Genomic DNA, 12,576 nt, shown 5'->3' with positions numbered 1-12,576 from the left:
AGCCTGCCATGAGCGCACCGATGCGTCCCGGCCCGCGCAACCTGATCACCGATGTGACGGGGCTGAAGGTGGGCAATGCGCAGGATGCGCGGCTGAAATCCGGCAGCACCGTGCTGATCGGCGACGCGCCCTTCACCGCCTCTGTCCGCGTCATGGGCGGCGCGCCCGGCACGCGAGAGACAGACCTGCTGGCCCCCGACAAGACCGTCGCCGCGGTCGATGCGCTGGTGCTCTCGGGCGGCTCTGCTTATGGGCTGGATGCCTGTTCGGGGGTGGTGGATGCCCTACGCGCACAGGGCCGCGGCTTTCGCGTGGGGGACGCGCTGATCCCGCTGGTGCCCGGCGCGATCCTCTTCGATCTGCTGAACGGCGGCGATAAGGATTGGGCGCAGAACCCCTATGCCGTTCTTGGCCGCCAGGCCTTGGAGGCGGCGGGCGAAAATTTTCAAATCGGCTCTGTCGGCGCGGGCACCGGCGCGCTCAGCGCAATGGTCAAAGGGGGCCTCGGCTCCGCCAGTTTGCAATTGCCGGATGGCAGCACGGTCGGCGCGCTTGTCGGGGCCAATCCGGTGGGCGCCGTCACCACCCCCGGTGACCGCTATTTCCACGCTGCCCCCTTTGAGATCGACGGAGAGTTCGGCGGGCTGGGGCCGGACCCATCCGCCGGGTTGGGGCTGAGCTTCGAGAGCCGCAAGATGGCGGCCATGTCGGCCCGCGCCAATACCACCATCGCCATCGTCGCCACCGACGCCACGCTGACCAAGGCCGAATGCCAGCGCGTTGCCGTGGCGGCCCATGACGGCATCGCCCGCGCCGTGGTGCCTGCACATATGCCCAATGACGGCGATCTGGTCTTCTCCCTCTCGACGGCGGCGCGGCCTGCGGGGGATGTGGCGATGATCGGCCATGCCGCGGCGCTCTGCCTGTCGCGCGCCATCGCCCGCGCCATCTATGCGGCCACCCCCGCCGATGGGGATCTTTTGCCTTGTTGGAGCACGTTGAATGCCTGATCTGCCCCTCTCCGATATCTCACTTCATTACGAGGTCGACGGGCGCGGCCCGCCGCTTTTGATGCTGGCCGGGATGCTGAGCGACAGCGCGAGTTGGGGCGCTTTGGCCCCGCTGCTTTCCGATCACTTCACCCTGATCCGGCCCGACAACCGCAGCACCGGGCGCACGACCCCTTGGGATGCCGAAACCTCTGTCGCGCAGATGGCGCGGGATGCGCTGGCGCTGATGGATCACCTGGGGCATGACACCTTTCACGTCGTCGGCCATTCGATGGGCGGGCTGATGGCGATGGAGCTTTTTGGCCTCGCGCCGGGTCGCATCCAAGCGCTGAGCATTCTCGCCTCTGCCCCAGTTCGCGCCCCCCGGACCATGGCAGTCTTTGATGCGCTGCTCGCCGTGCGCCGCGCACCGGAAGGGGAGCAGCTTTGGCTGCGCGCGCTCTACCCTTGGATTTTTGCCCCCGGTTTCTTCACTGATCCTGACAATACCGAGGCCGCCCTCGCCGCAGCACTTGCCTATCCACATGCGCAGAGCGCGGATGCCATGGCCCATCAACTCGAAGCGTTGCGCGGTTTCCGCCCGACGGTACGGCCCTCGGACCTGACCTGCCCGACCCAAGTGCTCCACGGGGCCGAAGACCTGCTGATCCCCCGCGCCGCCGCCGAGCAGGCTTTTGCGGAGATCCCAAATGTGACCCAGACCACCCTGCCCGAGGCGGGCCATTCGATCCATTGGGACGCCGCCGAGGCCGTCGCCCAACATCTGCGCCAATTCCACGACACCGCCGGAGACCCGAGATGACACAAGACCTTTACGGATTGGAAACCTCTACCGACCGCCCGGAAACCTTGCAGGCGATCAATGACTTCATCCACGGCTTCCTGTCCTACCAACCCAAGGCCGCAGGCGTGATCGCCGCCGCCGATGCCGACCCCGATGGCCCGCTGGTCAATGCCTATGCGGCGCTCTTGTGGATGTTCCTCGAACACCCCATCGCCCCTGAGAAGGCCCGCCCCTATCTGGAGCGCGCCAAGGCAGCCCCCGGCGCCAATGCTCGCGAGCAGGAGGTCATCCGCGCAGTCGGGCACTGGATCGACGGCGATGTGCCCGCCCTCGTCGCCGCCTGTGACGCCATCACCGACCAATGGCCGCGCGATCTGGCGATGCTGAAACTGGCGCAATACCACCTGTTCAACACCGGCGATGCCGCTGGCATGTTGCGCCTCGCACTCAAATCCCTGCCCGAGGCCGAAGACATCGCCTATACCCACGGCATGATCGCCTTTGGTTATGAGCAATGTCACCTGCTCGACCGGGCCGAAGCTGCTGCCCGCCGGGCGATGGAATTGCGGCACGATGAGCCTTGGGCGCATCACGCGCTGGCCCATGTGATGCTAACGCAAGGCCGCGTCGCTGAAGGCGCGCGTTTCATGGAAAGCGTGGCCGAGACGTGGAGCGACCTGAACTCCTTCATGCGGAGCCACAATTGGTGGCATCTGGCGCTGTTCTACCTGTCGCAGGGCCGTCACGACGATGTGCGCGCCGCCTATGACCAGCATATCTGGGGGCTGGAAAAGGACTATTCCCAAGACCAAGTCGGCGCCGTGTCTCTGCTGGCGCGGATGGAATTCGCGGGTGTCGATGTGGGCGACCGTTGGGGCGATGTGGCCGACCATGTGGCGGCGCGGGGGGCGGATACCGTGAGTCCCTTCCTGACGCTGCAATACCTCTATGCCCTTTGCCGCACCGGGCGGCCCGAGGCGGCAGAGATGCTCAGCGCGATCAATGCCCGCGCGAGTGAGACTGCCGCCCATGACCACGCCGCATGGGCCGAGGTCGCACTGCCCGCCGCCCTTGGCATCGCCGCCCATGCCAAGGGGGAGTGGGCCACGGCGATCCGCGAGCTTGGCATGGCCCTGCCCCGCATGGCCGAATGTGGCGGCAGCCATGCGCAGCGTGACCTGTTCGAGCAAATCCACCTCGACGCGCTGGTGCGCGATGGCCGGGCCTCAGCCGCGCAGCAGGTGCTTGAGATGCGCCGGACCTATGACCCCGATGGCGTGCCGCTGAACCTGATGCTGGGCGAGGTCTATGAAAAGACCGGCCTGCCGGATCTGGCGGCCCAAGCCCGCGCGCGGGCCGAACGCACGCTGGCCGGGGCCTAAACCGGGCGACGCGCTTTAGGCGCGCGGGCCGACGGTGACTTCGAACTCGGAGATGCCGTCGACCCCCCCGGTGATCACATCGCCGGGCTGCACCGCCGCGACACCGGCAGGCGTGCCGGTCATGATGATGTCACCCGGTGCCAAGGTCACGGCCTGCGACAGGGTGGCCGTATGCTCCCGCACCGACCAGATCATCTGCGACAAATCGGCCTCCTGCTTCATCTCGCCGTTCACCGCGAGCCATAGGCGGCCCTTCTCGACCGAGGGGACATCGGCCATGGGCAGGATCGGCGCAATGGGCGCGGAGTTGTCAAAGGCCTTGGACCAGTCCCACGGGCGGCCCATCTTCTTGGCCTGCGCCTGAAGATCGCGGCGGGTGAAATCAATGCCCACCGAGGCGCCCCAAATGTGATCCATCACATCCGCTTCCGCGATATTCGCGCCGCCCTTGCCGATGGCGATGACAAGCTCCGCCTCGAAGTGGAAATCCTCCGTCAGCGGCGGATAGGGCACGGTGCAAGGCGTATCGAGCGTGGCATCGGCGGGTTTGGTGAAAAAGAACGGCGGGTCGCGCATGTCATTGCCCATCTCAAGCACATGCGCCTCATAGTTGCGGCCCACGCAAAAGACACGGCGCACCGGGAAACGGTCGCTGGTGCCTTGAACGGCAAGGCTGCTTTGCTTGGGGGGATCAATCACATACATCACGGGTGTTCCTTTTGGCATAATGCCGCCAAGGAACACCCGCGCTTTGTAACAGTCAATGACCCCTCGCGCTTATAAGCCTTTGAGCGGCCACTCTTTCACAGTTCGGCGCCTTTGCGGATGGCCTCTTGCACCTCGGCGATCTCCTCGGCGCTCAGCCCATAATCCGCCGCCGCCACCTCGGCGCTGATGTAGCCGCGCAGAAGGTCGCGTTTGACCTGCGCCTTGGGGCGTTCCTCGGCGGGGCCGTAGCCGGCGCCACCCGGAAAGGCCATCATCACCTTCGCCCCATGCGGCACGAACTGCTTGCCCTTGCCGCGCATCGGCGTGCCGTCGTCACGGGCGATGGTGGTGGGCGCACCGGGCTTGCCGCCCTGTCGCCCGCGCGCGGGGTGATCGACGCGGTCGAACATGGCCTGCATGTCGAACTCATGCCCCTCGCGCGCGCCGACCTCCATATATTGCCCCAGCCCGCCGCGCTGGCGCCCCGCGCCGCCGCTGTCGGGGCGCAACTCCTTGCGCCAGATCACCACGGGGCCGGCGTGTTCCGTGGCCTCTACCGGCATGGTCATCACGCCCGAGGGGAAGGCCGTGGCATTGAGCCCGTCGTGTTCGGGTCGCGCGCCCGAGCCGCCGGAGTTGAAGGTCAGCACCTCAGCCCGGCGCGCGCCCGCGGGCGCTTTCGCATCCGTGCGGGGGCGCAGGCTGACCTGGAAGTTACACAGACACCCCGCCCCTTCGGCCGGGACGAGGTTCGGCAGGATCTGATCCAGCGCCGCATAGACCGTATCGGGCACGAAGTGGCCCACGATATGCCGCAGCGCCACCGGCGCGGGGTGGACGGCGTTGACGATGGTATCCTCGGGCGCGGTGATCCGAAACGGCTCCAGCGAAGCGGCGTTGTTGGGGATTTCCGGCGCGATGGCGCATTTCAGCGCGTAGCAGGCATAGGCCTTGGTATAGACCAGTGGGCAGTTGATGCCCTTCTTGTCGATCCCGCTGGTGCCCGCGAAATCCGACAGGATGTGATCCTCTTCGATGCTCACCGTGACCTTCAGCGTGATCGGCGTGTCGAAGCCGTCGATCGTCATCTCGCCAGTCGCCCGCTGGCGCGGCAGTGCCGCGATCCGCTCCAAGGTGGCGCGGCGGGAATTGTCTAGGATGAAGCTCGCGATGCCGGTGAGATCGTCGAGGGCGAATTCCTCCATCATGTCGATGAGGCGGCGGTGGCCGATTTCGTTGCAGGTGGTCAGCGCGTAGATGTCGCCGATCAGCTGATCCGGCTCGCGCACATTGCCACGGATGATCCGCACCAGCGTCTCGTCGACCTTGCCCGCATCGGCGAACTTCATGATCGGCAGATAGAGCCCTTCCTCGTAGACGCTCGCCGCATCCGCGCCAAAGCCACGCCCGCCGATGTCGACGATATGCGCGGTGCAAGCGAAGAACCCCACCAGCTTACCGTGATGGAACGACGGCGTGACCATGGTGATGTCATGCAGATGGCCCGTCCCCTCCCAAGGGTCGTTGGTGATATAGACATCGCCTTCGAGGATGTTCTCCCGCCCGATCCGGCGGATGAAATGCGCCACCGCGTCGGCCATGGCGTTGACGTGGCCCGGCGTGCCGGTGACCGCCTGCGCCAGCATCTGACCGTCGGTGTCATAGACGCCCGCGGAAAGGTCCCCCGCCTCGCGCACCGAGGTCGAGAAGGCAGTGCGCACCAGTGCCTGCGCCTGTTCCTCGACCACCGAGATGAGGCGGTTCCACATGACTTGATAGGCGACGTTGGAATGTGTCTGTGCCATGGGCTTACCCTTTCACGGTGATGTCGATGCAGCCGTCGGGCTGGCAGATGGCGCGGCGCGAAGCGGGCAGGATGATCGTCGTCTCATCCTCGGTGATGGCGGCGGGGCCTTGGGCGGTCTGGCCCGGGGCCATCTGACCGCGCAGCACGACGTCGGCCTCGCAGTACTCAGAAAGCGCCGGGTCGAAAATGCGCCGTGTTAGAGCCACATCCGCCGCCGCACCCGGGGACTGCTCTGCGGTGCGCGCGACCTCTTCGGGCGGCGTGGTGGCATTGACAGACCAAACCGTGATCTCGATGTCCAAGCCCTCGACGGTGCGGCCGAAAAGCTTGGCGTAATCGGTCTCGAACAAAGCCTCGAAACGCGCGGCATCGGGGTTTAGCGCGTCCGCTTCGTCCAGCACGATGGGGATCTCCCAGCCCTGCCCGCTGTAGCGCATGTAGACCTTGTATTCCGACAGGATCTTGGCCCCGGCATCGCAGTTGCGCACAAAGCCGGTGGCCTCGTCGCGCAGTTCCGCCAGCAGCGTCTTGATGCGGGTCGCGTCGAAGTCCGACAGCTTCATGTAGACCGAGCGGTTGGCCTCGAAGCTGAAAGGCGCACGCAGGAAACCGATGGCCGAGCCGACCCCGGCCCCGGGCGGCACCAGCAGGCGCTCGACCCCCAGCTTCTCACACAGCCGCCCGGCATGCAGCGGGGCCGCGCCGCCGAAGGCGATCATCGTGTAGTCGCTTAGGTCCTCGCCGTTCTCCACCGCATGCACCCGCGCGGCATTGGCCATGTTCTCGTCCACCACCTCGGCCAGACCGAAGGCGGCAGTGGCGGCGTCCATGTCGAGTTCCTGACCGATCGCTTGGCTCAGCGCCGTCTCGGAATTGCCGGTCTCGAGCCGGATCGAACCGCCGGCGAAATTGTCGGGGTCGAGCTTGCCTAGTACGAGGTCGGCATCGGTCACTGCGGGCTTTGCCCCGCCGCGGCCATAGCAGGCCGGCCCCGGCTCGGAGCCCGCGCTTTCCGGCCCCACCCGGATTTGCCGCATGGCATCCACATGGGCAAGGCTGCCGCCGCCCGCGCCGATCTCCACCATGTCGATCACCGGGATCGAGATCGGCATGCCGGAGCCTTTCTTGAAGCGATAGGTCCGCGCCACCTCGAAGACCCGGCTGGTCTTGGGCGTCTGGTTCTTGATTAGGCAGATCTTGGCCGTGGTCCCGCCCATGTCGAAGCTCAGCACCTTGTCGAGCCCGTAGCGCGCGGCGATGTTGGCGGCGAAGACCGCCCCGCCCGCGGGGCCGGATTCCACCAGCCGCACCGGGAATTCGGCAGCGCTTTCAATCGAGATAATGCCGCCGCCCGAATGCATAAGGAAGATGTTGCAGGAGACGCCCTCTTCCTGCAGGCGCCCTTCGAGCCGTCCGAGGTAGCTCTTCATCAGCGGCTTGATATAGGCATTGGCGACCACGGTGTTGAACCGCTCATACTCGCGCATCTGCGGCGAGACCTCGGAGGAGATCGAGACCATGACGCCCGGCAGCTTCTCTTCCAACACCTCGCGGACCATGCGCTCATGCGCGTCGTTCAGATAGGAATGGATCAGCCCGACCGCGACGCTTTCATAACCCGCGTCGGCGATGCGGTCCGCCAGCGCCTCGACCTCGGCGCGGTCGAGCGGGTGCAGAACCGCCCCCGTGGCATCGACACGCTCTTCCACCGTGTAGCGCATCTGGCGCGGCAGCAGCGGTTCGGGAAGGTTGAGGTTCAGATCATACTGCTCGAACCGGCTTTCGGTGCGCATTTCGATCACGTCACGGAAGCCTTGGGTGGTGATCAGCGCGGTCTTGGCCCCGCGCCGTTCGATCAGCGCGTTGGTTGCCAGCGTGGTGCCGTGGATGATCTGCGTGAGATCGGCGGGCGTGATCCCGGCCTTGGTGCAGACCTGATGCATCCCGTCGATGATCGCGTTCTCGGGCGCGGCATAGGTGGTCAGCACCTTGGTTGAGAAACTCTCGCCGCCCTTTTCCAGCACCACGTCGGTGAAGGTGCCGCCGATGTCTACGCCCAGTCGGATGGTTGATGCCATGTCTCACTCCTGTTTGGGCGCAGGATAGGGGTGGGCACAGCATCGGTGCAAATTATTATATTCTATGGGTGTGAAAGGTTTTTTCGATCCTCGACATCGAAGCTTCGGGCGCAGTCGCGGGCCAGTTCAGCGGCGCGGGCGACATAGGCGGGCGTGCGATCCGCGTGATAACGCGCGGCGACTTGCAGCGGGCGCGGGTGCCACGCGGCGGGCAGAATCCGCAGCGCCCCATCGGCCAGCGCGCCTGCCACCATCACACGCGGCATCACCGCCACACCCATCCCGTCGAGCACCATGTTCATCGCCGCCGACAGGCTGCTGGAGGGCACCAAACGGGCCTTCGGCGCAGTCGTGCCGTCGAAATGGCCGATGAGATCGGAATGGGCCTGCGTATGCCGCGCATGGCCCAGCACCGGATGGCGCAGCATGGCGGCGAAGTCGGGTGCGGGGCCGATCTGGGCGGCCAATTCCGGCGCGGCGACCCAGATGTAGTCATAGGTCGCCAAGTCCAGCCGCCCGCTTGCCGGGGTCGAGAAGGGGGCGGTTTGCAGGGTCAGGTCGAGCGCATGAGCGGCAAGCTCCTGATCCAGATCGCGCGAGAGATCGACGGTAAGTTCGACAGTGAGATTGGGATAGGCATCGGCCAGCGCGCGCAGAAAGGGGCGCAGCCATGTGCTCGCGACCACTTCGGTCACGCCAAGGCGGAGGCTGTCGTCGATCAGATCGGGTCGCGCGGCGGTCTCGACAAGTGCTTCGGCTTCGCGCAGCACGCGGCGGGCTTGGGTCAGCAGGGCGCTGCCCTTTTCGGTGAGCCGGATCGACCCAGCATCGCGCTGCATCAGGGTGACGCCCAAGGTTGCCTCCAGCCCGGAAATCCGGGCCGAGATATTGGGCTGTGTCGTGTTCAGATGCGCGGCGGCGCGGCGGAAACTGCCAAGGTCTGCGACCCAGATCAGCGCTTCAAGCTGTTTCAGCGTGAAGAGATTGCCGATCATTCGCGCCAGTCAAAGAAACCCGGTCCGGCCTCGGCCAGAAGCTTGCGGGCCATCGCCTCACCCGCCGCGGCGCCGTCGGAAATGGCGCAGGTAACGTCATCGCCGATGGCATCGGACCCGTCGGGGCGCAGCACCTGCCCGCGCAGGCGCATCTCGCTGCCGTTGAGTTCGGCCAGACCGGCGATGGGCGTCTCGCAAGACCCATCGAGCGTGGCGAGGAACGCGCGTTCGGCGGCAAGCTGTTCGCCAGTCTTGCGGTCATGGATCGCCGAGAGCATCTCGGCGGCGCGGCTGTCATCCTCCCGCCGCTCAACCCCGATGGCCCCCTGCGCGATGGCGGGCAGCATGTCGTCGGGGTGCACGGCAGCCTGTGGCACGTCGTCCATTTGCAAGCGGTTCAGCCCGGCCATGGCGAGGAAGGTCGCTTCGGCCACACCGTCATCGAGTTTTTTCAAACGAGTCTGCAAGTTGCCACGAAACTCGACCACTTCCAGATCAGGCCGCCGCAGTTTCACTTGCGCCCGGCGGCGCAGGCTGGAGGTGCCCACCACCGCGCCTTCGGGCAACTCGGCGATGGATTTCAGATGCGGCGAGATGAAAGCGTCGCGGCAATCCTCGCGCGGCAGATAGGTGTCGATCAGCAGGCCTTGGGGTTGCAGCGTCGGCATGTCCTTCATCGAATGCACCGCGATGTCGATGGAGCCGTCGAGCAGCGCGGCCTCGATCTCGCGGGTGAACAGACCCTTGCCGCCGATCTCTTTCAGCGGGCGGTCGATGATCTTGTCGCCCGTGGTCTTGATCACGACGATGGTGAAAGCCTCGAACGGGAGATCGAAGGCGGCGGCGAGCCGGTCGCGCACCTCATTCGCCTGCGCGAGCGCCAAAAGCGATCCGCGTGTGCCGATGTTGAGAGGCCGGGCCGGGGTGGGAAGCTGATACGTCATGACGCATCCCTACCCCCGTCGACATGAACTGACAACTGCTGTACCTGCGCTACCTACGGGTTTGCCACAAATAGGAACGCCATAATGACTGCGAACAAGACCATCCTGCGCGCCCTTGCGGGCGAAACCCTGCCGACGCCGCCGATCTGGATGATGCGGCAAGCCGGGCGCTACCTGCCCGAGTACCGCGCGACCCGGGCCGAGGCAGGCGATTTCCTGTCGCTGTGCTACAACCCGGAACTGGCCGCCGAGGTGACGTTGCAACCGATCCGCCGCTATGGTTTCGACGCTTCGATCCTTTTCGCCGACATCCTGCTGGTGCCGCAGGCGCTTGGCGCCGATCTGTGGTTCGTCACTGGTGAGGGGCCGCGTCTGTCGACGATCACCACCAAGGCCGAGATGGAAGCGCTGAAACCAGCGGACGCCATTCACGACCACCTCGCCCCGATTTACGAGACCGTGCGCATCCTGTCGCGCGAACTGCCCGAAGAGACGACGCTCATCGGTTTCGCAGGCGCGCCTTGGACGGTGGCGACCTATATGATCGCGGGCAATAGCACGCCGGATCAGGGGCCAGCCCATGCGCTAAAGGACGAGAACCCCGAGGTGTTCGATGCGCTGATGGAGCGGATCACGCTGGCGACGATCGAATACCTCGACATGCAGATCAAGGCGGGAGCCGAGGTGGTAAAGCTCTTCGACAGCTGGGCCGGATCGCTGGAAGGCACGGATTTCGACCGCTATTCGACAGAGCCGCTGCGCCAGATCATCAGCGCGTTGAAGGCGCGTCATCCGGGCGTGCCCGTGATCGCCTTTCCGCGTGGAGCCGGGGCGCGCTTCGCCAATCTACATGCCGCCACCGGGGCGGACTGTATCGCCGTCGACGACGGCGTGAGTGCAGAGTGGGTGGCCGAACATGTGCAGCCGCATGGCTGTGTGCAGGGCAACCTGAAGTCCTCGCATATGGTGTCAGGTGGGGATGCGCTGGTGCAGGAGACCCGGGCGATTTGCGATGCGCTGTCGAAGGGGCCGCATATCTTTAATCTGGGGCATGGGATCACGCCGGATGCGGATCCGGAGAATGTGCAGTTGATGATTGATACGGTGCGCGGGACGCGGGGCTGAACACCCGCGCTAAGAGATGAGGGCCATCGCCTGCCCGCGGGTTGGCGATGTCACGTTGGTTCATACCACTTTATGGTTCAACCATGATGTGTGTCCGACACGGGGCGCCCAGACTAACCAAATCGCCTACCCGTCCGGGCGGGCAGGCGATGGCCCGGCGCCTGCGGCTTGATTCCGGGCCAAGGTGGTAACCGTCACCGCTCGGTCTCGCCGAGACTTGGTTCCGGGACTAAGTTCTGCTTACACCCACTTCGCCATCGGCGGCAGGCTCATCAGAACCGCATCCGGATCATGCCCCGTCTCCAGACCAAACTTCGTCCCCCGGTCATAGACAAGGTTATACTCAGCATAGATCCCCCGGTGGCGCAGTTGCACGTCCTTGTCGTCCATGTCCCACGGCATCTCGCGCCGTTTGTCGACCACGGGCACATAGGCGGGCAGGAACGCGCGACCCACATCCTGTGTCAGCGCGAAATCCGCCTCCCAGTCGCCGCTGTTGCGGTCATCGTAAAAGATGCCACCCACACCCCGCGCGCGTTTGCGATGGGGGATGTAGAAATACTCATCCGCCCAAGCCTTCAACTCATCATAGAGCGTGGCCCCATGCGGGTCGCAGGCGGCCTTCATCTCGGCATGGAAATGGTCGGTGTCCTCGTCATACTCGATACAAGGGTTCAAATCCGCACCGCCGCCGAACCACCATGCATGGGGGGTCCAGAACATGCGGGTGTTCATATGCACCGCCGGCACATGTGGGTTTTGCATATGCGCAACTAGGCTAATCCCAGAGGCCCAGAAACGCGGATCTTCGGCCATGCCGGGCAACCCCTTGCGCGCGGCCATGGCGGCCTGCGCCCGCTCGCCCAACTCGCCGTAGACGGTGGAGATATTCACGCCCACCTTCTCGAACACACGGCCCCCGCGCATGACGGACATCTCACCGCCACCAGCGTCCGACCCATCGGGGGCAGTGCGGGTGGTGTTGCTGACCACGAAACGCCCGGCCTCTTCCTCGCCCACATGACGCGCTTCGATGTCGTGAAACGCCTGAACGATGTCATCGCGAAGCTTGCGGAACCAATCCGCCGCGCGTGTCTTTTGGTCTTGCATGTCGTCGGTCATCTCTGGCCCGCCTTTCTGTTATTCCATCGCTCCGCCGCCAAGGATCAGACCTTCGTGTTCGGCCATGTAAATCCGCAGCCAAGGCGTATATGCATCGGGATGCTGCGCAAGGTCGGCATGTAGATCGCCGAGGGTGATCCAACGCGTCGCCATCACCTCATCAGGATTTTCCGTAATCGTCAGATCCGGCGCGGCATGGGCGAGATAGACCTCGACCACCTCATGCTCGATCAGCCCGCCGCCGACATCGGCACGGTATTCGACCCGGCCCCGATGCTGCAAGGCCAGCCCGGTGATCCCCAACTCTTCGTCCAAACGCCGCGCGGCGCAGTCCTCGGGCGGCTCATCCCAATGCGGATGCGTGCAGCAGGTGTTCGCCCAGAGACCGGGGGTGTGATATTTGCCAAGCGCGCGCTGCTGCATCAGCAGCTTGCCGTCGGAGATGACAAAGACCGAAACCGCCATATGCCGCAAACCGCGTTCATGCGCGGCGAGCTTTTCGACCGGTTGCAGGGTGCCGTCGACCCAGGCGGGGACCATGATCTCCATCAGATGCGGCTTACCGTTGTGTTCATCTCACCCTCGGCGCAGAAGAAATTCACCGGCAGTTATCGGGGGATT

At 65.1% G+C, this 12,576-nt stretch carries 11 protein-coding genes; 4 read left to right on the top strand and 7 right to left on the bottom strand.

What is annotated here, in order from left to right; genetic code table 11:
- Positions 1-20: 20 nt before the first annotated feature.
- From ACGYK2_RS10530 to ACGYK2_RS10520, 3 genes are read left to right on the top strand one after another with little or no spacing between them, the layout of a single operon-like run.
- On the top strand, positions 21-1,010 hold the full coding sequence (locus tag ACGYK2_RS10530) for a P1 family peptidase (RefSeq protein WP_271690014.1): 990 nt from the start codon (positions 21-23) through the stop codon (positions 1,008-1,010).
- Positions 1,003-1,812 carry an alpha/beta fold hydrolase gene (locus ACGYK2_RS10525; protein WP_271688681.1) on the top strand — a complete coding sequence of 270 codons (810 nt, stop codon included), beginning with the start codon at positions 1,003-1,005 and terminating at the stop codon, positions 1,810-1,812. Before ACGYK2_RS10530 ends, ACGYK2_RS10525 begins: the two co-directional genes overlap by 8 nt.
- Positions 1,809-3,176: a tetratricopeptide repeat protein gene (locus tag ACGYK2_RS10520; protein WP_271688680.1), complete on the top strand. Its 1,368-nt coding sequence runs from the start codon at positions 1,809-1,811 to the stop codon at positions 3,174-3,176. The genes ACGYK2_RS10525 and ACGYK2_RS10520 overlap by 4 nt, the downstream gene beginning before the upstream one ends.
- 15 nt (positions 3,177-3,191) lie before the next feature.
- Here ACGYK2_RS10520 and ACGYK2_RS10515 read toward each other — a convergent pair whose 3' ends face one another.
- From ACGYK2_RS10515 to hemC, 5 genes are all read right to left on the bottom strand, one after another.
- On the bottom strand, positions 3,192-3,881 hold the full coding sequence (locus ACGYK2_RS10515) for a fumarylacetoacetate hydrolase family protein (RefSeq protein ID WP_067262780.1): 690 nt from the start codon (positions 3,879-3,881) through the stop codon (positions 3,192-3,194).
- A 98-nt stretch (positions 3,882-3,979) separates the two neighbouring features.
- Positions 3,980-5,689: a hydantoinase B/oxoprolinase family protein gene (locus ACGYK2_RS10510; RefSeq protein WP_271688679.1), complete on the bottom strand. Its 1,710-nt coding sequence runs from the start codon at positions 5,687-5,689 to the stop codon at positions 3,980-3,982.
- A gap of 4 nt (positions 5,690-5,693) precedes the next feature.
- Positions 5,694-7,769: a hydantoinase/oxoprolinase family protein gene (locus ACGYK2_RS10505; RefSeq protein WP_271688678.1), complete on the bottom strand. Its 2,076-nt coding sequence runs from the start codon at positions 7,767-7,769 to the stop codon at positions 5,694-5,696.
- Positions 7,770-7,831: 62 nt separating this feature from the next.
- Positions 7,832-8,764, bottom strand: coding sequence for a LysR family transcriptional regulator (locus ACGYK2_RS10500; protein ID WP_271688677.1), 933 nt, complete (start codon positions 8,762-8,764; stop codon positions 7,832-7,834).
- Positions 8,761-9,708, bottom strand: coding sequence for a hydroxymethylbilane synthase (gene hemC / locus ACGYK2_RS10495; RefSeq protein ID WP_271688676.1), 948 nt, complete (start codon positions 9,706-9,708; stop codon positions 8,761-8,763). Before hemC ends, ACGYK2_RS10500 begins: the two co-directional genes overlap by 4 nt.
- Before the next feature lie 84 nt (positions 9,709-9,792).
- On the opposite strand from hemC, the gene hemE reads away from it, so the two are divergent.
- Positions 9,793-10,833, top strand: a complete 1,041-nt coding sequence (gene hemE, locus ACGYK2_RS10490) for a uroporphyrinogen decarboxylase (protein ID WP_271688675.1) — start codon at positions 9,793-9,795, stop codon at positions 10,831-10,833.
- A gap of 240 nt (positions 10,834-11,073) precedes the next feature.
- Here the strand turns inward: hemE and hemF are convergent, their stop codons facing one another.
- Positions 11,074-11,955: an oxygen-dependent coproporphyrinogen oxidase gene (gene hemF, locus ACGYK2_RS10485; protein WP_209216943.1), complete on the bottom strand. Its 882-nt coding sequence runs from the start codon at positions 11,953-11,955 to the stop codon at positions 11,074-11,076.
- Between the two features lie 18 nt (positions 11,956-11,973).
- Positions 11,974-12,504 (bottom strand): isopentenyl-diphosphate Delta-isomerase, encoded by a 531-nt coding sequence (gene idi, locus ACGYK2_RS10480; RefSeq protein ID WP_271688674.1) that lies wholly within the window; start codon positions 12,502-12,504, stop codon positions 11,974-11,976.
- Positions 12,505-12,576 lie beyond the last annotated feature (72 nt).

This window comes from Sulfitobacter sp. 1A10359 (assembly GCF_043558145.1).
Lineage (GTDB): Bacteria > Pseudomonadota > Alphaproteobacteria > Rhodobacterales > Rhodobacteraceae > Sulfitobacter > Sulfitobacter faviae.
The sequence above is the reverse complement of the archived record's forward strand: the minus strand, read 5'-3'. Positions and strand labels throughout refer to the sequence as shown.